Annotated in this window: 19 protein-coding genes; 12 read left to right on the top strand and 7 right to left on the bottom strand. The window is 45.7% G+C overall.

Annotated features, from left to right (window positions below; translation table 11 throughout):
* Positions 1–53 precede the first annotated feature (53 nt).
* From U5O15_06460 to U5O15_06420, 9 genes are all read left to right on the top strand, one after another.
* Positions 54–584 carry a hydrogenase maturation protease gene (locus tag U5O15_06460; protein ID MDZ7860295.1) on the top strand — a complete coding sequence of 177 codons (531 nt, stop codon included), beginning with the start codon at positions 54–56 and terminating at the stop codon, positions 582–584.
* A gap of 56 nt (positions 585–640) precedes the next feature.
* Positions 641–2590: a CoB--CoM heterodisulfide reductase iron-sulfur subunit A family protein gene (locus U5O15_06455; GenBank protein MDZ7860294.1), complete on the top strand. Its 1950-nt coding sequence runs from the start codon at positions 641–643 to the stop codon at positions 2588–2590.
* Complete coding sequence (locus U5O15_06450) at positions 2583–3014, top strand: hydrogenase iron-sulfur subunit (protein MDZ7860293.1); 432 nt, start codon at positions 2583–2585, stop codon at positions 3012–3014. The genes U5O15_06455 and U5O15_06450 overlap by 8 nt, the downstream gene beginning before the upstream one ends.
* Positions 3014–3982, top strand: a complete 969-nt coding sequence (locus U5O15_06445) for an oxidoreductase (protein ID MDZ7860292.1) — start codon at positions 3014–3016, stop codon at positions 3980–3982. Before U5O15_06450 ends, U5O15_06445 begins: the two co-directional genes overlap by 1 nt.
* 2 nt (positions 3983–3984) lie before the next feature.
* Complete coding sequence (locus U5O15_06440; GenBank protein MDZ7860291.1) at positions 3985–5448, top strand: Ni/Fe hydrogenase subunit alpha; 1464 nt, start codon at positions 3985–3987, stop codon at positions 5446–5448.
* Positions 5449–5543: 95 nt separating this feature from the next.
* On the top strand, positions 5544–6197 hold the full coding sequence (locus U5O15_06435; GenBank protein ID MDZ7860290.1) for a DUF47 family protein: 654 nt from the start codon (positions 5544–5546) through the stop codon (positions 6195–6197).
* Positions 6198–6220: 23 nt separating this feature from the next.
* Positions 6221–7270 carry an inorganic phosphate transporter gene (locus tag U5O15_06430; GenBank protein MDZ7860289.1) on the top strand — a complete coding sequence of 350 codons (1050 nt, stop codon included), beginning with the start codon at positions 6221–6223 and terminating at the stop codon, positions 7268–7270.
* 147 nt (positions 7271–7417) lie between these two features.
* On the top strand, positions 7418–9376 hold the full coding sequence (locus U5O15_06425; protein MDZ7860288.1) for a M1 family aminopeptidase: 1959 nt from the start codon (positions 7418–7420) through the stop codon (positions 9374–9376).
* Positions 9377–9512: 136 nt separating this feature from the next.
* Positions 9513–10016 (top strand): hypothetical protein, encoded by a 504-nt coding sequence (locus tag U5O15_06420; protein MDZ7860287.1) that lies wholly within the window; start codon positions 9513–9515, stop codon positions 10014–10016.
* A 118-nt stretch (positions 10017–10134) separates the two neighbouring features.
* On the opposite strand, the gene U5O15_06415 is transcribed toward U5O15_06420, so the two are convergent.
* The 3 genes from U5O15_06415 to U5O15_06405 are packed head-to-tail and all read right to left on the bottom strand — an operon-like array spanning position 10135 to position 13083.
* A complete protein-coding gene (locus U5O15_06415; protein ID MDZ7860286.1) occupies positions 10135–11589 on the bottom strand; it encodes a sodium/proline symporter in 1455 nt (484 codons plus the stop codon).
* On the bottom strand, positions 11586–11717 hold the full coding sequence (locus U5O15_06410) for a hypothetical protein (GenBank protein ID MDZ7860285.1): 132 nt from the start codon (positions 11715–11717) through the stop codon (positions 11586–11588). The genes U5O15_06415 and U5O15_06410 overlap by 4 nt, the downstream gene beginning before the upstream one ends.
* Before the next feature lie 28 nt (positions 11718–11745).
* Complete coding sequence (locus tag U5O15_06405; protein MDZ7860284.1) at positions 11746–13083, bottom strand: alginate export family protein; 1338 nt, start codon at positions 13081–13083, stop codon at positions 11746–11748.
* 98 nt (positions 13084–13181) lie between these two features.
* On the opposite strand from U5O15_06405, the gene U5O15_06400 reads away from it, so the two are divergent.
* From U5O15_06400 to U5O15_06390, 3 genes are all read left to right on the top strand, one after another.
* On the top strand, positions 13182–13502 hold the full coding sequence (locus tag U5O15_06400; GenBank protein ID MDZ7860283.1) for a hypothetical protein: 321 nt from the start codon (positions 13182–13184) through the stop codon (positions 13500–13502).
* 178 nt (positions 13503–13680) lie between these two features.
* Entirely contained in the window at positions 13681–13872 is a 192-nt protein-coding gene (locus U5O15_06395; protein MDZ7860282.1) for a hypothetical protein, read from the top strand.
* On the top strand, positions 13817–14287 hold the full coding sequence (locus U5O15_06390) for a DUF6036 family nucleotidyltransferase (protein MDZ7860281.1): 471 nt from the start codon (positions 13817–13819) through the stop codon (positions 14285–14287). Before U5O15_06395 ends, U5O15_06390 begins: the two co-directional genes overlap by 56 nt.
* Positions 14288–14408: 121 nt before the next feature.
* Here the strand turns inward: U5O15_06390 and U5O15_06385 are convergent, their stop codons facing one another.
* Genes U5O15_06385 through U5O15_06370 form a run of 4 tightly spaced genes read right to left on the bottom strand, consistent with a single transcriptional unit; the run spans position 14409 to position 22918 of the window.
* Positions 14409–15140, bottom strand: coding sequence for a hypothetical protein (locus U5O15_06385; GenBank protein ID MDZ7860280.1), 732 nt, complete (start codon positions 15138–15140; stop codon positions 14409–14411).
* Positions 15127–19857 carry an efflux RND transporter permease subunit gene (locus U5O15_06380; GenBank protein MDZ7860279.1) on the bottom strand — a complete coding sequence of 1577 codons (4731 nt, stop codon included), beginning with the start codon at positions 19855–19857 and terminating at the stop codon, positions 15127–15129. The genes U5O15_06385 and U5O15_06380 overlap by 14 nt, the downstream gene beginning before the upstream one ends.
* Positions 19854–21938, bottom strand: coding sequence for an efflux RND transporter permease subunit (locus tag U5O15_06375; protein ID MDZ7860278.1), 2085 nt, complete (start codon positions 21936–21938; stop codon positions 19854–19856). The genes U5O15_06380 and U5O15_06375 overlap by 4 nt, the downstream gene beginning before the upstream one ends.
* Positions 21935–22918, bottom strand: a complete 984-nt coding sequence (locus tag U5O15_06370) for an efflux RND transporter permease subunit (GenBank protein MDZ7860277.1) — start codon at positions 22916–22918, stop codon at positions 21935–21937. The genes U5O15_06375 and U5O15_06370 overlap by 4 nt, the downstream gene beginning before the upstream one ends.
* Positions 22919–22925: the final 7 nt, after the last annotated feature.

Here is a 22925-nt window from a genome sequence, read left to right as displayed (position 1 = left end):
ATAAGCAGGGTGTTCTGGTAGAGAGGCAAAAGGTTAAGAGTATGAGGTCTCTATTGAAGCGAAATATTCGAAGGCGGAACCGGGGGTTAAAAGGGGTTCTTGTCCTGGGTTTGGGAAATCCCATGCTGAGCGACGACAGTGTGGGATTATATATAATAGATCTTCTCAGTAAAAAATATCCGGAGAGCAGTCCGGTTGTTACCTTTTCTAAAAATTATTCCGGTGGCATGGATCTGATATATGAACTTGAGGGATTCGAAAAAGCCATTATTGTGGACAGCATATTTACAGGGAGCTTTGAACCGGGGTTTTGCCACGAGTTTAGTGTGGATGATCTGAATATTAATTCGAAATTGGGGCTTATTAATTCTCATGGATTAAATCTCCCGACGGTGCTGGAATTTGGAGAAAAGTGCGGATATTGTATGCCGGAAATAGTCATTTACGGCATAGAGGGAAGGGAGTTTACAGAGTTTTCAGAAAATCCCACCGAGTTTGTCATAAATGGATTGGAATCATCTATAGGGGAGATTGAAAGAAGACTCGATGAAATGCTAGCTGAAGTAGCTTCAGAGAATGAATGATTGATTTGGGAGCTGAATCCGCTCCGTGTAAAGATGATAAACAGGAGGTATATTGTATGAATGAGGCCGACTCCAGAACGGGACTCTTTCTCTGCAGGTGCGGCGCCAACATTGCCGATTTTGTAGACCTTGAGAGTGTGGCTTCCCGGATGCGGGACCGTGACGAAGTAGCGTTCGTTGAAACGCACGATTTTCTCTGTTCTGTGGCAGGTAAGGAATTTATTCTCGAAACTCTTAAAGGTAAAGATGTTGATAACGTTATACTTGCCGCCTGCACCCCGAAGATGCATCTGAAAGGTTTTCAGAAAACCTTAGGCAAGGCAGGCGTGAATATAGCCAAAGTCCACATGGCAAATATTCGGGAACAATGCGCGTGGATAACGAAAGACAGAGATAAAGCTACTGAAAAAGCGCGACTGCTTATAAACGCGGCGATAAAACGCTCGGCCTATCACGAAAACCTCCAGCAGAAAACAATGGAATGCCTTACTGACGTTATTGTTATCGGGGGCGGTATCGCCGGTATCGAAGCGGCGCTTGTAGCCGCGAACGCGGGAAGAAAAGTGACAATAATTGAAAAGGATATTTCACTTGGAGGAAGTATCATAAAAACAGAAGAGATAGCGCCGAATATGGAATGCGCGCCCTGTCTGCTCGCTCCCAGGCTTACAGCCGTTAGAGAGAATGAAAATATCGAAGTTGTCGCGAACTCGGAAGTGACTGATGTAACGGGTTTCTTCGGCAACTTTACGGTGAAAGTCAGAAAAAAGGCTCGATACGTGGACGATTCCTGCATAGGTTGTGAAGCATGTTTTGAGGCGTGTCCTGTCTCATGCCCCAGCGATTTTCATCTTGGTCTTGGAGAACGAAAGGCAATATATACCGCTTTTGCCGGCTCTGTCCCGGCGTCGGCAGTTATTGACAGGGAAAGATGTCTTCACTTTACGGATGAGTCCTGCAGCGCGTGTGCCGATTCATGCCCCTTCCAGTCAATAGATTTCAGTGATAGTGACGAGGAGCTTGAATTTTCAGGGGGAGCTGTTATCCTCGCTACCGGATACGACAACGCGGATAGTTCACTGGTCAGAAATCTTGGTTACGGTGATATAGAAAATGTCTATACAACGCCTGAATTTGAAAGAGTCGCAAGCTCCAACGGCCCGACGGGGGGAGATATTCAGGACAGGAAAGGCAACAAACCCGAATCTGCGGCAGTTATTCATTGCGCGGGTTCATTGTCCAGTGGGGGGCTGGATTACTGTTCGGGGATTTGTTGCATGAACGCTCTCAAGGTCGGCGAGTTGATTAGAAAACAGAACCCTGACGCGGTTGTCTATAATATCCATGACCGTCTGGTCTTCAAAGGCCCTGAGGAACAATCCTTTTATCAGAAGCAGATCGATGATGGGACCATAATGCTGAAGACAGATTCACACCTGTCAGTAAGTATTAAAAAGAAAAACGGGAAGGTTGAAATATCGGCGGACGGAATAGATCCCGTTCAAGTTGATATGGTAGTACTCTCTACGGGGCTTGTTCCCTCCGCGGGAACAGATGAATTGGCCGAGATGCTTCATATCGATACTTCCAAGGCGGGTTTTTTCAAAACAGACCACCCGATACTGCATGAAACCGGAACTACAATAGACGGTATAAACACGGCGGGATGTTGTATCAGTCCATGCAGCAGCTCTTCGGCAATCACACGGGCTTACGCGGCCGCCGGCGATTCAGTGTCCAGGCTGATACCCGGCAGGAAACTCGAACTGGAAATTATGACCGCGGTTATAGATGAAGATGTGTGCGCGGGGTGTAAGCTCTGTATATCGGTATGTCCATATACGGCAATCACATTTGATCCGGAGAAGAAGATTAGTGTAGTTAATGAAGCTATCTGCAGAGGGTGTGGTACTTGCGCCGCGTCATGTCCGAGCGGCGCGGCTTCGGCAAAACATTTCACAAACAGGCAGATATACGCTGAGATTGAAGGAGTTCTCAATGAGTAATTTCGAACCAAATATAATTGCTTTTGTGTGTAACTGGTGTTCCTACGCGGGAGCTGATCAAGCGGGAGAACAGAAACTGGATTATCCGGCCAACGTGAAATTGATTCGTGTAATGTGCACGGGCCGTGTCGACCCGCAATTTGTCATGAACGCTTTCCGCGGCGGCGCGGACGGGGTTATGGTACTTGGGTGTCATCCGGGAGACTGTCACTACAGAAACGGAAATATAAAAGCCCTTCGCCGTTTCGAGATATTTAAGAATATGCTGGGACAGTTCGGAATCAACAGGGAGCGTTTTCTCCTCGATTGGGTGGCCGCGGGTGAGGGGCAGAAGTTTCAGAAAGTAACAACCGAAATGACAGAGAAAATAAAGGGGCTCGGCCCGCTTGTTATAAGAGGTTATGTTGAAAGTGAGGTTGTATAATGTCTGATAAACCGAAAGTCGCGTTCTACTGGTGTGCGTCATGCGGAGGATGCGAAGAGACAGTTGTTGACCTCGAAGAGAAGATACTCGATGTAGTAAAAGCGATTGATATTGTTTTCTGGCCGTGCGCGATGGATCCCAAATATTCCGATCTTGAAGCAATGGATGACGGGGAGATCGCTATTTCGTTTATAAACGGGGCTATAAGAACTTCTGAACAGGAACATATTTCAAAACTGCTCAGGAAGAAATCCGGAGTTGTGATAGCTTTCGGAAGCTGCGCTGTAATGGGGGGTATTCCGGCACTTGCAAATCTGAAGAATAAAAAGGATATTTTCAAGCGCTCGTATAGGGATTCTCCTACAAATGTTAATCCCGAAGGCGTTCTGCCTCAGACTGAAACTGATCTTGATGGATGCAGGCTGTCACTTCCGGAATTTTACGATACTGTCTATAAACTTGATGATGTAATAGAGGTAGACTATTATATGCCGGGATGTCCTCCGACACCGGCAAATCTGGAGACTGCCGTTCAGGCCGCCCTTAAAGGGGAACTGCCGGAAAAAGGTGCAGTGCTGCTGCCAGATAAATCGCTATGCGTTTCGTGCGACCGGAATGAGACTAAACCGGATGATATCACTATTTCGCGGATCCGCCGATTGACCGAAGTTCAGGCAGATCCGGAGGAGTGTTTTCTGGCTCAGGGCATAATCTGCATGGGGCCCGCGACCCGCGACGGCTGTGAATATCCCTGCGTTAAGGGCAATATGCCGTGTACCGGCTGTTTCGGTCCGGTGAGTGATGCCGACCAGGGGGCAAGAATGATCGCGTCAATCGGCGGAATTATCGACGCCGATGATGAAGGTGAGGTAAGAGATGCCGTAAGCGCTATGCCGGATCCGGCCGGAACATTTTATCGTTACAGTTTGTCATCTTCACTGCTTGGGAAAAAACGCGAGGAGAGATAATAATGGGAAAGGTAATTTCAATTGATCCTATTACGAGGCTTGAGGGTCACGGCAAGATTGATATATTCTTAAATGATGACGGTAATGTTGACAGAGCCTTCCTGCAGATCCCGGAACTTAGAGGATTCGAAAAATTTGTGGAGGGCCGGCGCACAGAGGAAATGCCCCAGATTACATCCAGAATATGCGGAGTCTGTCCCACCGCTCATCATATGGCTGCTACAAAAGCTTTAGATTCTTTATATAAGGTTGTACCTACTCCCGCGGCGCGGACCATACGTGAACTTTTCTATAACCTGTTCATGTTCGAAGATCACCTCCTTCATTTCTATTTTCTGGGCGGACCTGACTTTATCGTGGGCCCTGACGCCCCTAAGAAAAAGCGTAATATCCTTGGAGTTATCGATGAAGTCGGTATTGAAATGGGTAAGAAGGTTATTGAAATACGTAAGCGCTGCCGGGCTCTAATGGCCGAACTGGGAGGAAAACCTGTACATCCCGTGCTTGGACTTCCAGGTGGAGTGGCAAAACAGGTTACGGAAGAGGCCAGGAAAGAACTGGCGGATTTCGCCGTTGACGCTGTGGAGTTTGCCAGGATAACACTTAAGGCCTTTAATGATATTGTGCTGGAAAACAAATCCTACCTGGATCTTATTCTCTCGGAGAGCTATTATCTTGAAACCAGCTATATGGGTATGGTTGATGACAGTTTGAAGATAAATTTCTACGACGGAGATATTCGCGTAGTCGACCAAAAAGGCAAGGAAATCGAAAGATTCAAACACGATGATTACGCTGATATAATAGCGGAACACGTAGAGCCCTGGACCTATATCAAATTCCCCTACCTCAGGAAGATTGGCTGGAAGGGGATTGTGGATGGAACTGATAGCGGGATATACCGCGTCGCGCCTCTGGCGCGCCTTAACGCCTCCGAGGGGATGGCAACGCCAATCGCTCAGGAGGAGTACGAACGTCTGTTTGAAACGATCGGTTCAAAACCGGTTCATAATACTCTCGCGAACCACTGGGCCCGCCTTGTAGAAACCCTTTATGCTGCCGAGCACCTTGTCGAGTTATCAGGGAGAGAGGAATTAACCTCTCCGGATATAAGGAATATGGATTTGAGTACGCCGGATGAGGGTGTAGGTATCGTAGAAGCTCCCAGGGGAACCCTTATTCATCATTATGAAGCTGATGAAAGAGGTATTATTACCGCCGCGAATCTGATAGTTGCCACTGTCGCAAACTCTGCCGCGATGAACATAGGGATAGAACGGGCCGCAAAGAAATATATCAGAAACGGCGAGGTCAATGACGGATTATTAAATATGGTGGAGATGGCGTTTAGAGCTTACGATCCTTGTCTTTCATGCGCGACACACAGTCTGCCGGGGAAAATGCCTCTGCAGATAAGACTTATGAAAGATGCAGACACGGTCATTGGGAAAATCATTCGCGATTGATTGCTAAATTTGACCTGTTCCGGGTTGTGTTCAAGATATTAAGTTTTGATTTAATCTATAAAAAATATTCCAGGTAAATGAAAAGGAGCCTGAATATGCGGAATTTTTTTAACAATAAATCCAGAGCGCTCGAGTGTGATATAGATGGTTATCTAGACCGCGTGACAACAGCCGGGTTGATATTTAATGAAGGGGTAAAGGCGTATGTGACCGGTAAAAGAGATAAGTTTGAGAATAAATATAAAGATATTACCGCCCTCGAGAGTGAAACGGATAATGTCAGACGGGACATCAAACACGACCTTTACAGTTATATGCTTATTCCTGAGTCACGAGGAGATGTATTGGGCATTCTTGAAACTCTGGATGATATAGTTGATGTCTGTGAGAAGGTTCTCGAAAAGTTTTCAATAGAGACCCCAAAGATACATGGATTTATGAAAGACGATTTCTTAGAGCTTGCCGATCTTTCTTCTAAGGCTGTCGAGGAAGTTGTAAATGGCGCCAGAGCTTTCTTTCGTGAGATCGCGATGGTCAGCAATTACGTGAACAAAGTACAGTTTTATGAACATGAAGCAGACGATATTGAAGAACAGCTGAAGAGAAAGATATTTAGCAGCAGTGAAATAGAAGATTTTAGCCATAAAATTCAATTGGGATATTTTGCCGAGAAAATCGCGGCTGTTTCCGATGTATCCGAACGGGTTTGCGAAAGACTCTCTGTCTACGCTATTAAGAGAAGAATATAGACTGAGTTTCGGAGTATATTTCTATGATAATAATTATATTTTTCCTCTCCAGCGGGGTTTTTCTGGGCTGGTCGCTGGGAGCAAATGACGCGGCAAACATATTCGGTACCGCTGTTGCGACTAAAATGATCAGATTCAGAACAGCTGCTATACTATCCGGCGTGTTTGTTATTATTGGGGCGGTCATAAGCGGAGCGGGAGCTTCCAGCACTCTCGGAGAGTTGGGAGCTGTAAATAAACTTGCCGGGGCCTTTATCGTAGCGCTTTCAGCCGCAGTTACTGTACTGTGGATGACTAAGGCGGGATTGCCCGTCAGCACCTCTCAGGCGATAGTCGGGGCGATTATCGGCTGGAACTTCTTTTCGCACACCCCTACGGATTTAACATCGCTCTCTAAAATAACGGGAAGCTGGGTTTTTTCGCCTATACTGTCAGCGATTATCGCTTTTATATTTTTCCATCTCGTTAAAAGAATCATTGAGAACTCCAGGATACATCTTATGCGTCTTGACGCCTATACAAGAATAGGACTTATAGTTGTCGGGATATTCGGAGCTTACAGTTTAGGAGCTAATAATATCGGCAATGTAATGGGTGTATTTATCAATTCATCACCCTTTAAGGATATTACTGTTCCGGGATTATTCCGCTTCTCATCAATACAGCAGTTATTCCTGGTCGGCGGAATAGCTATTGCTTTCGGTGTTTTTACATATTCTAAAAGAGTTATGATTACAGTCGGATCGGGTATTTTCAAGCTCTCGCCTGTAACGGCGTTTGTTGTTGTTCTCGCCAGCTCCGTTACTCTCTTTGTTTTTGCCTCACAGAGACTGCAAAATATTCTTATTTCGCTTAATCTCCCGGCATTTCCACTGGTTCCTATCTCTTCCTCACAGGCTGTCGTAGGCGCCGTTATGGGGATAAGTCTGGCTAAGGGCGTGAAAGGTATGAATTTCAGGAAACTTGGGCATATAGCAATTGGGTGGATAGCGACACCTGTCGCGTCCGCGGTATTATCTTATATAGCGCTATTCTTCATGCAGAATGTATTCATGCAGGATGTTTTCGGATAGGGGGCTTCTTTTTCCCTTAATTACGGACCTTCATCTGAGCGCTGATTATTTATCTGGAGATGACTATTAAAAATCCTGTGTTTGCAGAAAACCTTCGTACCTATTTAACATTGACAGTAATAACAAAATCATCTATCATGCCCCATTATGCACAAAATAAAATCAATAGTTACGGCGCTGGCGCTGATAATATTATCAGGAGAACTGACAGCGCAAGAGATGACCCGCCCTCAACTGCACAGGGAAATGGCAAGGGCAAAGGCTGAGCGGTTTTCAAATATTAAGAGAGCCGTCTATGGACAAACGCAGAATCAATCGGGCTACGACGTAGCTTATTATGATATAGAAATAGAGATCGATCCAGCGGCTCAAACGATATCGGGGACTGTTACTTTGACAGCGAAAGTTCTTTCAGCGTCAATATATGAAGCAGAGATTGATCTTCTGGATAATATAAACGTAACCCGGGTCAGAAAAGGGGCGGAAGACCTAAGTTACACCCATTCTGATAATTTGATAACAGCAAATCTGGATAGGCCTTATCACTCTGGAGAATATTTTACGGTGGAAATCGAATATTCCGGCACTCCGAGCGAATCTGTTGATGCTTTCAACTTCGATAAACGCGGCGGAGAAGATATGATTTGGAGTCTCAGTGAACCATTCGGTGCCAGAAGCTGGTGGCCCTGCAAGGATGTACCAAACGATAAAGCGGACTCGGTAGATATTCGAGTAACAGTTCCTTCCGGTTTGATCGTCGCTTCGAATGGAACATTAGAGGGGGTTACAAATAACGATTCCACCGACACCTACCTGTGGCACGAAAAATACCCGATCGCGACCTATCTTGTATCAGTGGCGATATATCCTTACACTACATTTTCTCACTGGTATCATCACTCTCCCGGAGACTCTATGGAGGTGAAGTACTACGTCTTCCCCGATCACTACGATTATATTCAGGATTCCTACTCAGAGACTGTCCCGGCGATTGAACTTTTCTCGGAACTCTTCGGGGAATATCCCTTTATCGATGAAAAATACGGACACGCTGAGTTTATGTGGGGCGGCGGGATGGAACATCAGACTATTACCAGCCTGGGCGGATCCAGTGTATATTTGATAGTTCACGAACTTGCCCATCAGTGGTGGGGTGATATGGTCACTTGCGACGACTTTCATCATATTTGGATGAATGAGGGGTTCGCCGTATATTCTGAAGCGCTTTGGGCGGAGAATAAATACGGAAAAGACAGATACGATCATGAGATGCTGATCACGGAATATTTCGGAGAGGGTACAATATATGTTCCTGAAGTAAATGACTGGAATCGTATCTTCGATGTAGACCTCACTTATCATAAGGCGTCATGGGTGCTGCATATGTTACGCCGCGTCGTGGGTGATTCTGTATTTTTCGATATTCTCCGCAGCTATTATTCCGACGATCGCTATCAGTACGGCACTGTTACAACAGAGCAGTTCAAAGATATCTGCGAGGATCTTTCCGGCATGCAGCTGGACGACTTTTTTCACCAATGGATCTACGAAGAATATTGTCCTAATTATATCTATCAGTGGACAAGCACGGAGAAAAGCGGGTACTGGGACATCGACCTTACTATAGAGCAGACACAGACAAATCACATTTTCAATATGCCGATTGATGTTGCAATAGAAACAGCTTCTCACGATACAACACTGATAGTAGTAAGGGACAGTCTTGCTACTCAAAAATTCTCTCTTGCCGTCGGTGAAGAACCCGTCCGTTTGATCTTAGATCCTGAAAACTGGATATTGTGTAATATTGACCATTTAACTTCTTCGGAGTTTCTGCTTCTTCAGAATTATCCAAATTCTTTCAACGAAAAAACAAGAATACCATTTAACATAGCCGTTGAGAACAGCTTTGTTACCCTTCGTGTCTATGACGTAAGGGGAAAATTGATTTCAACGCTTGCCTCCCGCAGGTACAGCCGCGGTCCTCATTGGGTTACGTGGGACGGGAAGAATGACAGGGGACAGACAGTATCATCGGGTGTTTATTTCTACAGGATTACTGCCGGTAACAACACGGAAGCCAAAAAGATGTTGTTCATTAAGTGATCTTTCTCCTCTTTGAATATCCAGTGATATCCCTTATCAAATATTTGTATTGAAATTACTCCATACTTTTAGTAGGAAGAAAGTGTATTAAAAGTTACTCTGTTGAATACGGATATTGGACAAATCGTATTTATGGATGAATGACGGGAAGGGAGATATTAAGATCATGAAAAGAGCCGTCCTGTTTATAATAGCAGTCTTGTTTCTAATAAGCGGCGCCGCGAATGGAAATACGAAAGGTATAGGACTGGGCGTTATTGCCGGTGAACCCACAGGATTAAGTTTAAAGAAATGGATAGATGGAAGGTCCGCTGTTGACGGCGCCCTGGCTTGGTCATTTGTTGATGGAACTTCATTTCAGACGCATATCGATTATTTAAGGCACAGGTACGACATGACGAAGCAGACAAATGAGCAATTGCCGTTCTATTACGGTGTCGGCGGCAGGATTGCACTTACCGAAAAGGGCAAGAAGGATGATGATGTCAGAATAGGAGTGAGAATTCCAATTGGGCTGGCATATATGTTTAAAGATGAACCTGTAGATATATTTATAGAACGGGCGCCCGTTATTGATATCATTCCGGAAACCGAATTTAATCTGAATGGAGCAGTTGGAGTTAGAGTTTACTTGAAGTGAGGTCAGTACTGACAGCTGTGAAATTTCTCATAGTTGATGATTATATTTACTTATATGATTGGCAATCGCACTTGAATTCGCCGGTCAATATTTTTCCCTTAAGCAAATTTCTGCCGAGTTAATCAGCCCGGCCGGTTTTATTCCACAATCTGTCTAAGAATTCACGCGACACAGTAGAACCTTTTATCAAACTCACCGTTGTGATTACTACCAGGCTGACTACTGACCCGGCGATGAATCCGTGAATTCCGAAAGGTTTATTCAGACATGTCCATAAAATAGCGGTTGAAGCGCCTGCCAGCATCGAGAGGAAAGCTCCGGCTCTGCTCGCGCCCTTCCAGTAAAGTCCGAAAATAAGAGGCCAGAGATTTGTGGAGGCTATAACCGCCCAGGAAAACCCGGTCAGAACCAGAATAAGTCCCGGAGGTTTGAGAGCTATAAGAAGCGCTATAAGACCTACAGTCGCGCTTACGATTCTGTTCGCCCTGATCTCCTCTCTGCCGGTCATCTTCTTTCCAAGCCCCCCGATATATACATCCCTTACAAGAGAGCTGGATACTATCATGAGCACCCCAGCGAAAGTTGACATTCCCGCCGCCACTACTCCGGCGAGAAGTATCGCGGCGCCGAGAGGAGAAAGCACCATACTTGAAAGCTTGGGTATGGCCAGATCGGGGTTTTCTAGAGGAGGAAGGAGCAATCTCGACAAAGCTCCGTTCATATAAGGGAGAACCGCGATAGCAGCGCCTACGGTGACTATAACCGTACCAAGCCTGAAAGTCTTTTCGTTCTTTATAGAGTAGAAACGTATTACCAGCTGAGGCATTCCCCATACTCCAAGGCTGACCACCAGACAGAAACTTATAAGCCCCGCCCATCCCCATACTCCGGGTGTGTTAACGAACTCATTTCCGAGCGACTGCAGTTTGAGCATGCCGGCGCTGAGGCCTCCTACAGCGGAAAGTGTCCGCCAGGTAAGCAGTATAAGGCTGAATATCATTACCCAGGCCTGGATAAACCCGGTCCAGACAACCGCGCTGTACCCTCCGAGTACGACGTAAACTATAATTACAACTCCCGATATCAGCACTCCGCCCCAGTAAGGCATCTCCATCAGAATCTCGAAAGAGTGTGCCATTCCTTTAACAACACTTACGTTATAAATGATCAGAAAGAGAAATATAACCATCGAGGAGAAGATCCCCGCTTCCGGTGATTCAAATCTCTTGGTGAAGAACCCGGAAATCGTATTTACATTCATTCTCTCAGTAAACCTGCGGACTCTCCTGCCCATAACTATCCAGCAGAGGGTGCATCCTACAGCGACATTTATCGCTCCGATCCAGACTGTTCCCATGCCGAATTTGTAGCCGAATCCTCCTCCGCCGATAATAAGCACCGAACTAAAATATACAGCGATAAAGGAAAGAGCCGTAACCCAGGGGCCGATCTCACGTCCGCCTATGACAAAATCATTCGCCGTTACATTCTTCCTGGCGCTCCATATTCCAATTCCAAGGAGAATTCCGATATAGCAAACAAGTATGATTATTGAAGCTGTGAGAATGCTCAAGATCTTTCCCCTTTCCCCTTACCGCTTTTCCTGATGTCATTCAGCGCCCACAGCACCGCCGCGGCGATACTAAGCCCGATAACAATAAACGGAGTGAATGTCAGCCACGGGAAATTAAATGGTCCCATCTCTTATACCCCTTTCTGGTATTAGTTATTAATATTTGAAGTATAGCTCGCACCTCAGAAAATCAGCCTGATCCGCCTCTTCTATGTAGTAGTTTCCCGGATAGAAACGTTCCCAGAGCAGGTGTCCGCTAAGATAATCTGTGTAGTTCCAGCTGATTTTAAGCTTCGACAGCAGGCCTCGTCTTTCGCCGCCTTCTATTACTGGCGATGTGTTACTGCTTTCTGTTATAGGAGCGGTCATATAGTAGAGGGAAGTGTCGATCTTTAAATTATCCATAGGTTTAAGGCCGAGGTTGATATCCGCCGAGGCAAGATTCTCCCAGTAGGCAATACCTCTTCCAAGTGAAGCCATAGTATAGATATAAAGTTCACTCCACTTGGGCCATCTGCTGTAGATGGGATTCCACCCTTCGAATTTGTCTGTATCCGGGTCATCTCCGGACAGGTAAATAAGTCCGGCTCCCACGTAAGGATTCATGAAAAAGGGGAGGTTGTACTGCGAATGAGCATATCCCCCCATTGCCATTCTGTCCTCTCCGGACATATCCCCAAGCTGCAGAGCGAATTCCGCGGCGTAAGCCCCTCCGTCTCCGTACTTGCCGCTCAGCCTGGAGCCGAAGGTATGGATATCATCTCTTACACCACCCGTTTTCTCTTCGGATTTATAGAAGTAATATCCCTCTATCTGTTTCTTCTCTAAAGAGTTGTCTATGTAGTAAATTCCGGCTCCCGTTTCGTCTCTATCTACGAGGTTTTTGTGCAGGCAGTTAACAACCGGAAGGTAGCGGTCCCGGGAAGGGTTTGAAAGTATGTGAAATTCTAAAGACCTCTTGTCCATCTCCGCTTTGAGCCTGAGAGCGTTGAAATAGATGGTTCTCGATCCGTCAAGAGGCCCGCCGTCCATCATTAGAAATCCTTCTCCGTATCTGATATTCTGTCTTCCGGCTATGATACTGAAGGGGGACCCCGCTATACGCTCAGCCGAGACATAAAGGTTTTCGAATATAAGCTCATCTATTTCGAAATCCTCATCCTCATACCCCCGGGTCGATTTTAACCAGTGCCGGTGTTCGTTGTTGATCTGCGCGTAGATTTTAAATCCTTCGGCATGGCGCCAGCTTCCCCAGAGCTGGGAACGGACCCTTAAGAAATTCCAGTCGTCAGGCCCCTCGCCATCGAGATCAAAAGCGTTTTTAAGATAAGTCTGTCTGAGCCGTTCCCGGAATCCGAATCTAAAGCCGCTCTCCTCTTGCGCGCTGAATCCGACAGAAGGAGTTACAGCTATCGAGGAAATACAAACATATATAATAAGAAGTTGTTTAACTGCCGCTGAGGGGCGGCTCCATCCTTTCGTTCTTAGCGACATAAATTTTCCTTTCAATTAACCCGGGGATTACTTTCCGGAATCATCATTAGTCCTTTTTTATAATAATTAAAGTGCGAGGTCAAGTTATTTAGCCGGAATTGAAGATTCAGAACGAGATTTCGTCCTCGGTACGTCCCTATCTCGATGTATTGGCAAACCAGAAGGAATCCCCCGGATTTTCAATATACGCCCAGTTAATATTGCGGGAGCACGGATTGAGAAGCGGTCCGTTGGATTTGGAATTTCCCAAGCGGAGAAAATGGCATGATAGGATATATAATCATGATCCGCTTACCAGGACTGAATGGATTATTACATTATCAATATTAATACTGGTTATTCTTCTGGTTCTTTTTATTCTCTGGAGGGTTCTTACCTGGATATCAGGCAGGACATTGCGTTGGAAGAAAAAATCCTGACACGTTAGCGGGGTAAAGTACTCTCTGAATATGACAGGCGCCGAAGAATCTTCAGAATTAAATGTTAATTTTGCCAACCGGTTTATCTGTTTACAGGCACTTATTTGAATTTTTCTTCCAGTTTATTCAAAACAGCTATCCGATTGATATTGCAGGTTAAAACTGGTATATTAAAATTATGGATAGAAAAAAAACATCTTTATACCAGATGTCGGATATCAGGGATGATGATTTTGTTCCCGGCAATCCGGCAGACCGCATTAAACTTGTATGGATTCTGACAAGAGAGATAACGTCTCTCAGCAAAAAATACGATGCTGAACGAAGACTACAAAGAAATGTTACACGCCTTGTCCAACGAGAAGGTTAAATTTATTCTTGTTGGAGCTTATGCGATGGCAGCTCACGGTTATCCCCGGGCCACCATGGATATTGACATTTGGGTTATGCCATCACCAGAAAACGCTGACGCCGTGATGCGGGCACTGCGCCGCTTCGGTTCTCCTCTGCATAATTTAACAAGGAAAGACCTCCAGACAGATGGGACCATTTTTCAGATCGGAGTTGCTCCAAGGCGAATCGACATAATTACTACGGCATCGGGGCTTCAGTTTAAAGAAGTCTATGACCGCTCAATGCTCGTGAAGATTGAAGGGGTCGATGTGCGCATTCCATTAATTGATGACCTTATTCGAAATAAGAAGGCCTCAGGAAGAACCAAAGATTTAGCTGACGCGGAAGCATTGGAGTCTCTGAAGAACTCAGAAGAACAGAATTCAGACTGATATGGAAAAAACGGCTTGATTTCGTGCTATTTAGAAATGGATTATCCTAAAGTGATCTCTACTGTCAAGACCATTTTGTTGTTTAAGGTGGAAAAATTACGCGATTTTTAAATTACCTCTCCTACACAAACTTCTCCCTCTTCTGCAGGTTGAACAGTCCCGCGAGCGTGCTTATAACAGCGCCTACAACCATATAAACCCTGTTTTTCAGCACTATATCCGACCAGACCGACTCGCTCATATCGGTTGGAGGCGAGAAGGGATTTAAGAACAGAAACCATTTGCTGTGATGTAGCCACCCGGCGGAGACCCACAGGGCGAGCCCTATTATGACCATTACAACGGCCGTGCCGTTTCCGTTCTTTATAAGACTAGAGAGCAGGAAGGCGAGACTTCCGAGAAAAAAAACGGGGAACATGATCTGACAGACCATGCTTATTACCGGTACCGGCACTATTATCACAGCGCTTAATACGGCGAGAACGGCGACAAGCCCCGCTGTTATAACATACATGAGAACTAGTCTTACAAGCCAGACGCTGTAGCGGTAGTTTGGGATGGCAAAGAGTACTTCTATCATGCCCGTATCTATATCGTTCTGGAGACCGAAGACGGCGGGGTAGAAGATAAGCAGAATCGCGGGAAACAGAAGCAGGTTGAAGACAGAACCCGAATCCGGGTAAGAATCTGAACTAAAGAAGATGATTGCCGTCACTGCCAGAAAGAAGATAAGAGCGGCAAGAAGAAAATAGATGAACTTATTAGCGAAAATAATCTTTAGATTATAGCTGGAATATTTTAGAATCAGATTCAAAATCTTTTTTGTTCTTCTTATTATATTAAGCTGTTTCAATTTCTTCCTCTTTTCTTAAAAGCAGAAGATATGAATCTTCGAGTGTCGGCGTTACTTCAATCGCTTCCTGAGCGGGTCTTGTTTCGTTTAGGCACCTGACCTTTATCTTTCCTCCGTCACGGGTATGATAGATGACTCTAAACTCTCTGTTTATTCCTTCAAATTCTTCCGGCGCCACCTTAAACTGCCAGACCTTGCCCGCGGCTTTCTTTCTCATGTCGGCCGGTTTTCCCAGGTAACGGAGCTTACCTCGGTCTAGAACGGCCACTTTATTGCACGAGCTGCTGATATCTTCTATAATATGCGTTGAAAAGATAACAACTCTTTCGCGGCTGAGCTCCATCAGCAGATTCCTGAACCTTATTCTTTCCCTTGGATCTAAGCCCGCCGTGGGTTCATCTACGACCAGAATGCGCGGCATATGAAGAAGTGTCTGAGCGATTCCCACACGCTGCTTCATTCCGCCCGAGAATGTGCTTATTTTATCACTTTTTCTTTCTTCCATGTGGACGGCTGACAGGACTCTCTGAACAATCTCTTTACGCCGGTCAGGGTCTGTTATACCTTTCAGAATTGCCTGGTAGCTTAAGAAATCCACTGCCGTCATATTTTCATAAAGCCCGAATTCCTGAGGGAGATATCCTATCAGCCCCTGAAGTTCTTCCCGTTTTTCGAGTGTGTTGAAACCGTTGATTGTGATCTTTCCGTATGATTGATCTAGTATTCCGCAGATGATGCGCATTAGTGTTGTTTTACCCGCCCCGTTGGGGCCGAGGAGTCCGAACATCCCCTTTTCTATCTCAAGAGATACACCGAATAGGGCCAGGAAGGGGTTTTTCCTCTTACCTATCAGGGGCACATTCTGAGCGAAGCGGTAAATAATACGCCTTACTCGGCTGAATCTTCCGGTAATACGCGCTGTATTGACCTTTTCTTCGCGCAGACGTTTTGAAACGTGATAGACGGCGAGGACCGTGTACCAGATTATCGCGATAAAGATTACAGCCGCGAGATCATCGAATGTGAAAAAGAAGATGAGGAGATTAAAGAGGGGTATAAACCAGAAAATTATTATTCCGGCGATCTTTACGGTTTTTGTTTTCTTATTTTCGCTTATCTTTCTTCTTTCCGCGGTTGCCAAATAGGGTGAAATCTGCCTCCAGATAAAGAGGATAAAAAGATAGACGGGTATCGAAAGGGCAAAGAGCCAGAAAGAGCTGTGAAGGTAGAAATATACGAAATAGACAAGAAAGCCGAGCAGGGGCAGCTGCCAGAAGAGAGCGCTGAAATCGAGCCGTGATTTATTTTCCTTTTCTCTCTGTTCCTTTCTACGCCTTTCTTTGCCCTTATTCCATTCGCGGGCGAACTTGGAGGGGTGCTGATATATCTTGGTGAGGTTTCGTATCTTAATTACTATAGGCTCATCTTCGGATATATACTCGGATTTTGCTCTCTTTAAGCTGTTTGTAATAAACCAGACGGCAGAGGGTATTATCATTACCGACGAGTAGAGGAGGATCAGCCTCCAGACTATATTTTCGACATTGGCGTATATATAAAGGCCGGATATTATAAAGAGGGAGAGCTGTAAGAGCTTCAGCCACATGGCGCGGGACATTATCCATTTAAGGGATTTCCTCAAACCGGAGAATACGACAGGAATAAATATCAGCGTGAAAAGCGCGCTTAAGGAAAGACCGCCTATTATCGCGATAGCGAAAGGAGCACCAACGAGGCTGGTTTCTTCCGATCTGCCCATGGCGAGAGGGATCATAGCTGCGATTGTGGTAATAGTTGTGATAAGGATAGGTCTCACGCGCGCCTGCCCGGCTGTCATAAGAGCCCTCGAGTAACGGAAACCGCGTTTTCTAAGTATGAGAGAATAATCTATGAGTATGATCCCGTTGTTTACCACTACACCAAGCAGTATCAGGAGACCTGTAAGTGTGTATGCGTTGAGAATGGATGTGCCGGTGAAGATAAGAAGCCATAGCGCTCCGGTGGCGGCAAGCGGTATCGTAAACATTATAACAACGGGTGTTGTGAGAGATTCAAAGATCGACGCCAAGATCATGTAGATAAGGATAAATGCCGCTCCAATAAGATATATATATTCACTGTAATCGTTCTCTTCGTGCTCCACTTCGACAGCAATTCCAGGAGGGATGTTAAGTCCCGCGATGAGATTGTCTACTTCCCGTCTGGAAGATTCAAGCAGCTCGCGCGAGTCGTTTACTTCGGAGATAAAACTGTACGTGATTTCGATCTGTTTTTCCTGATTGACTCTGCTTATTGTCGGTTTGCCGTATGAATAGGTGAAGCTCGCGAGTTCATCTATTTTGTGAGATGCGTCGTTATTGTCAATTACACTCATTTCCCTCAGGTCGTCTATTCCTTTTTCTTCTTCCGCTTGACCGCTCTTTGTGATTATTATGTCATATTCCTCATCGTTCTTTTTAAAGGAGCCCTGTGATTCGATCTCGTTTGGGAAGGAGCGAAGCTCCGACATGATCTGGTTTGAGGTGATGCCGTAGTACGAAAGGAGCCGGGGGTCGAATTCGAGATGGATCTCAGGGCTGTCCTCTGAGATATTCATGCTCACCCTGTTTACAGATGACAGATTGTCAAGGTAGTATTCGATATCTTCTGCCAACGTTTTAACTTTGCCGTAGTCGCCGCCTCTTATTACTACTTTCTCCTGAGGGCTTCCGAACCCGAACATCTTCAGAATTGCTCCTCCCATACGTCCTCCTCTTCCTCCCCGGTAGCGCGCGCTGGACCGCGGTTGTTCAAAACTTATATCGGCGGCTTTAAAATCTCCTGTTCTCTCATTTACAATATTTTTTATAGATACGATGTCGCGTTTTCTGATATCGTAATAATCATCTTTCAGGTTGATAGTAAGAACAGCTTCTTCCTCTTTTATCTCGCAGATTAAATCCTCCATTTCCTCGAGGCCCTCGAGTCTCTTTTCAAGCTCCAAGACCGCCTTGTCAGTCGATTCTAGAGTCGCGCCGGCGGGCATAGTTACGTAAATATTGAAACTTTCAGCTTCTGTCTCTTCTGTTACGTTAACGCTGAGAGCGAGAGCAGAGAGAAGGCTTATAAAGAATAGCGCGACAGCGGAGACGATTACTCTGGCCGGATATCTGAACGAGGATTTTAGGAGAACGTTATAAATTTCAATAAGACGGTTCTTTCTCGAGACGACGCTGAACTGATGGCTCTTCTTGAATCCACTTCGTTTTAATATGATATGAACGGCCATCGGTATAAGCACAAGCGCCGCAATAAGGGATATCAGCAGGGTTGATATAAGGGAAACGCCGGTATGTTTCCCAATCACGCTGATCAGGAAATTCTGTGAGAATAAGAAGGGAAGGAAAACTGTTATAGTTGTCAGCGTTCCGGCGACGACCGATTTCCAGACCTCTTTTACTCCACCGAGAACGGCTGATGTTAAAGTTTTACCTTCAGATGCCAGGCGGTAGATGTTCTCTAGGACAACTATGCTGTTGTCAAGCAGCATACCGATGGCGAGAGCCATACCTACAAGGGTGAGACTGTTTATCGATATCCCGAAGGCGTAAAAGAAGTTAAGCGCCGTAAATATCGAGATTGGTATTGCTATGGCAATAATAAGAACCAGCCTGATATTCTTCAGGAAAACCCACAGGATAATTACCGCAAGGATGCCGCCTATGAGAGCGAGACGGATGATCTGATTGATGTTACTTTTCATCCCTTCGGCTGTATCGCTCTGGATTACAATTTCGATCTCTTTATTTTTCAAGTTTTTATTTAATCTCTTTATCACTGAACGGGTGTGATCAGAAAGTTCTATGAGGTTGACCTGAGAGTCTTTAACAAGCTGGATTGTTACGGCTGATTTGCCGTTTACCCGGCTTATAGAAGATATCTCCTTCTTCCCGAATGAAATATCCGCGACATCTTTAAGCAGGAGGGGGCCGTCGGAGCTGACTACTATATTCTCGAGATCTTCGACGCTTGTATATTCGCAGTGTACCTTAACCGCCTTGAATCTGCCATTTTCTCTTACATTTCCAACAAAGAGGTTTTCACTGCTGTTCTCTGAGATTAGCGAATTTACCTTAGCGGGGGTGACCCCGTAAGATTCACAGGCATCGATGTCGAGCGCGATGTTAACGGAGTTTTTCCTGCCACCGGAAGCCTCCACATTTGATATTCCGTCTATACTCTCTAGTTCGCGCACTATCTCTCTGTCTGCTGTCTCGCGAAGCTGGTTTACGTCCCGCTTCCCCCGCACTTGAAGAGTCATAAATCTATTAGCCATCTGCTCGGTGTCTATTCTTACTACGTTTACGAAGTAGGCGGAGGGAAGCTCCGATTTCGCCCCGTTTACTCTCTCAAGGAGTTTAAGGTAGGCGTATTTGAGGTCTGTGTTCTTTTTAAAATATATAAAGACAGTCCCTCTGCCCTGGTCAGCGAAGCTTATGCTGTCGATGTTTTCCAGTGACCCGGCGGCTCCCTCGAGCGGAATAATAGCTTCCTTTTCTATCGTTTCCGGGTCTGACTGCTGAAAACTGTTAACCTGTATTATGAGAAAAGGGAGTTCGATATCGGGGAAAAGTTCAAGCGGCAGGTGTGAATAGGAGATCACGCCGAGCATAGCGAACCCTATGAATATCATGCTGATAAGTGTCTTGCGGTTGATTATGAAATTGCCCGTAATCATTCACTTCTGTCCAGAACGTAGTAAACACATGGTATAACAACAAGAGTTAATATTGTTGATGTAACCAGCCCTCCTATCACAGCCAGGGCCATAGGAGCTCTTAGATCCGCGCCTTCGCCGAATCCGAGGGTGAGGGGGAGAAGCGCGAGTATTGTAGTCGCGCTCGTCATGATAATCGGGCGTATTCTCTGCCTCGCGGCTTTTATTATAGCGGGTTCCTTGGCGTTTCCTGCCCTTCTTATTCTGCTGATAGTATCTACAAGTATTATCGAATCGTTTACCGCTATGCCCGCGAGCATTATTATGCCTATGTACGCCATGATACTTAATGGTTTTCCGGCAGCCAGGAATATAGCTACGACCCCGACTCCGGCAAGGGGGATCGTAAGAAGGATCGAAAAGGGCTTCGTCAGTGATTCAAACTGAGAAGCAAGCACCATGTAGACGAGAACGATTGATAGAAGGAGGGCGAATTTGAGGTTTTCAAATGAATCTCTCCTTTTCTTTTCATCTCCGAGAAGCCCTATAGCGTAATCTGCCGGCAGTTCGAGCGAGCTCAGTTGTTCCTCGATGTCGCCTATTACATGATTAAACGTTTTACCTTCCTTGTAATAAGCTGAAACCATACCGGTTCTTTTCTGATTCCTTCTGTTTATTTCCTCCGGAGCGTATCCTTTGACCGAGGTGGAGATATCGCTGAGAAGTGTATTGCTTCCGTTTTTATTTATGTAGAAATTGCCGAGTTCGCCGGCGGAGCTTTCAGGAAATCTGATTGTTATATCCTTTTTAGCGCCGTTATTGTTCCAGCTTCCGGCCGTTTTGCCCATAAGCCTGTTTTTAAGCTGCGTAGTGATGTCGTCTATTCCGATCCCGTAGAGACCCGCGCGGGTTCGGTCTATATGAATCTCAATTTCGGGGCGCCCCCCTTCGAATGTAGTTTCTATATTGAACAGATCTTTATTGGTCTGAAGCTTTTCTTTTATCTCCCGTGTGATCGATTTTAGACGGCTTAGATTATGACCTGTTACTTCAATTACAACGGGGGCGGACCCCGTGCCCAGTATGGACTGAAGTGAAGATTTATCTTCTACAAATTGAACATCCATGCCGGCTGTGCCTGAAAGTTCCCGGCTGAGGCGGTCAATCATTACACGGCTTCCGGTTCTATGATTGTTTTTAAGAATTATTTTTACAGTTGCGGTGTTCTCGTCATGAAAGACAGCCGCGGCCTCTGATGTTATCTGGTCAACGGGCCCTGCCACGCTGTATATCATATTTATTTCATTACCGAAGAGGGCGCGGGTGATATCTTCGATTTCTTCTACCGTTCTCGCCGTGCGCTTAAGCTCCGTGCCTGAAGGAAGCTCTAGATTGATGGAAAATTCATTTGTCTTAGTATCGGGGATGAATTCGTTTCCAACCACGGGGATAAGAAGGGCTGCTGACGCGACGATAAGTGCGGAGCATCCTATTACCATCCAGCGTTTCTTAAGGACGCGCGAGAGAAACCTTCCGTAATTTAAGAAGCGTTCTTCTGGAGCTATAGTGACGGCGGGGCGGGCTTTAAGAGTTTTGATACTCAGCATGGGGATAACAAGAACGGCTACTACAAGAGAGGATAGGAGGGAGAAGGCGACGGTAAGCGCCTGGTCCTTGAAGAGCTCTCCCGCGACACCGTGAATATAGACAATAGGAAGGAAGACGATTATAGTCGTTATGGTAGCCGCCGTAATGGCTCCGCTCACCTGGGCCGTGCCGCGGGCGGCAGAGTCTTTTATCCCCATTCCGGATTCTATGTTTCTTACAATACTCTCTACAACTACAATAGAGTTATCCACAAGCATCCCGGCGCCCAGAGCGAGCCCTCCGAGGGTCATAATATTCAAAGTAAGTCCCTTAAAATACATGAGGGTAAATGTCGCAATAACTGAAATGGGTATCGAAACGCTTATTATAGCTGTTGCCCCGATCCTTCTCAGGAACACAAAGAGTATCAACACGGCGAGGAATATTCCGATGAGCGCGGTCTGCTGGACTTCATCTATCGCGGAATTAACATAATCCGCCTGATTTTCTACTATTGTCTATAACGATAGCCGGGAAGGGCCTTTCTGATACCCGATAGTCTCGCGGTGACCTTTTCAGCCGCTTCAACTGTATTAAACTTCGTTTCTTTGTATATGCCCAGCCCCACGCATCTCTTGCCGTTTAGATAAACGATATTTTCAGGATCTTTGTTCCTTTCTGTTACAACTGCCACATCTTTCAGGTAAACCGGGGAAGATTCACTCCTTTCTTCTTCGCCCTCCGCTTTTTTTTTGTAAGTAATAATAAGATTCTTTATATCATCTAAAGATTCGAAGATACTTACACCTTTGATGATGTATTTAAGCCCCATTTCGACTACAGAGCCTCCCGATATATTCTGATTGAAGCTGTTGATTCGGTTTGAAATATCAGATGTTGTCACTCCGAAAGCGTCCAGGCGATAGCTGTCGGTTTCAATTACAACCTCTTTTTCCTCTTCGCCGGATATTTTAACTTCAGCTATACCGTCGACGCGGATCAGTTCGTTCTGAATATAATCTTCTGCTACTAACCTGAGGTCGTTCATATCGTCAATTTCTGGATGGGCGAGAGCTATCGTCATCACAGGCCGGGCGTTCGGGTCGTACTGGGATATAGAGATGTCTTCGACGTCAATCTGCTGACCAAAATCTGTCACGGTTTTCTGTAGATTGAGAAAGGCCTCGTCCATATCGGTATCCCAGCTGTACTTAACGGTAGTAAGAGCTGAACCTGTTTTGATCTTCGAGGTAACGTCGGTAACACCTCTCTGCCTGCTTGCCAGTGATTCAATCTGTTCTATGAAGAGATTTTCAATCTCTCCGGGGGGACGCTCGCCGGTCTCCAGTTCTATGAACAGTCTGGGATTGTTAAGGTCTGGCAGGATTTCGATGCCGAGACGTTGAAAAGATATCGCGCCTATAAGCAAAATCGCCAGCACGAACATCATAACCGTTACGGGCTGGTTAACTGAAAATCTGGAAATCTTTTCCATATTAATA

It is taken from the genome of Candidatus Krumholzibacteriota bacterium, from assembly GCA_034520215.1.
Taxonomy (GTDB): Bacteria; Krumholzibacteriota; Krumholzibacteriia; order Krumholzibacteriales; family WJIX01; genus JAGHBT01.
The sequence above is the reverse complement of the archived record's forward strand: the minus strand, read 5'-3'. Positions and strand labels throughout refer to the sequence as shown.

What these genes read in the sequence shown, in the direction of transcription:
- U5O15_06435 (MDZ7860290.1), top strand. Translation starts at nt 5,544, where the DNA reads ATGCGGAATTTTTTTAACAATAAATCCAGAGCGCTCGAGTGTGATATA.
- U5O15_06440 (MDZ7860291.1), top strand. Translation starts at nt 3,985, where the DNA reads ATGGGAAAGGTAATTTCAATTGATCCTATTACGAGGCTTGAGGGTCAC.
- U5O15_06380 (MDZ7860279.1), bottom strand. Translation starts at nt 19,857, where the DNA reads ATGATTACGGGCAATTTCATAATCAACCGCAAGACACTTATCAGCATG.
- U5O15_06445 (MDZ7860292.1), top strand. Translation starts at nt 3,014, where the DNA reads ATGTCTGATAAACCGAAAGTCGCGTTCTACTGGTGTGCGTCATGCGGA.
- U5O15_06430 (MDZ7860289.1), top strand. Translation starts at nt 6,221, where the DNA reads ATGATAATAATTATATTTTTCCTCTCCAGCGGGGTTTTTCTGGGCTGG.
- U5O15_06420 (MDZ7860287.1), top strand. Translation starts at nt 9,513, where the DNA reads ATGAATGACGGGAAGGGAGATATTAAGATCATGAAAAGAGCCGTCCTG.
- U5O15_06410 (MDZ7860285.1), bottom strand. Translation starts at nt 11,717, where the DNA reads ATGGGACCATTTAATTTCCCGTGGCTGACATTCACTCCGTTTATTGTT.
- U5O15_06405 (MDZ7860284.1), bottom strand. Translation starts at nt 13,083, where the DNA reads ATGTCGCTAAGAACGAAAGGATGGAGCCGCCCCTCAGCGGCAGTTAAA.
- U5O15_06370 (MDZ7860277.1), bottom strand. Translation starts at nt 22,918, where the DNA reads ATGGAAAAGATTTCCAGATTTTCAGTTAACCAGCCCGTAACGGTTATG.
- U5O15_06395 (MDZ7860282.1), top strand. Translation starts at nt 13,681, where the DNA reads ATGGATAGAAAAAAAACATCTTTATACCAGATGTCGGATATCAGGGAT.
- U5O15_06390 (MDZ7860281.1), top strand. Translation starts at nt 13,817, where the DNA reads ATGCTGAACGAAGACTACAAAGAAATGTTACACGCCTTGTCCAACGAG.
- U5O15_06425 (MDZ7860288.1), top strand. Translation starts at nt 7,418, where the DNA reads ATGCACAAAATAAAATCAATAGTTACGGCGCTGGCGCTGATAATATTA.
- U5O15_06450 (MDZ7860293.1), top strand. Translation starts at nt 2,583, where the DNA reads ATGAGTAATTTCGAACCAAATATAATTGCTTTTGTGTGTAACTGGTGT.
- U5O15_06455 (MDZ7860294.1), top strand. Translation starts at nt 641, where the DNA reads ATGAATGAGGCCGACTCCAGAACGGGACTCTTTCTCTGCAGGTGCGGC.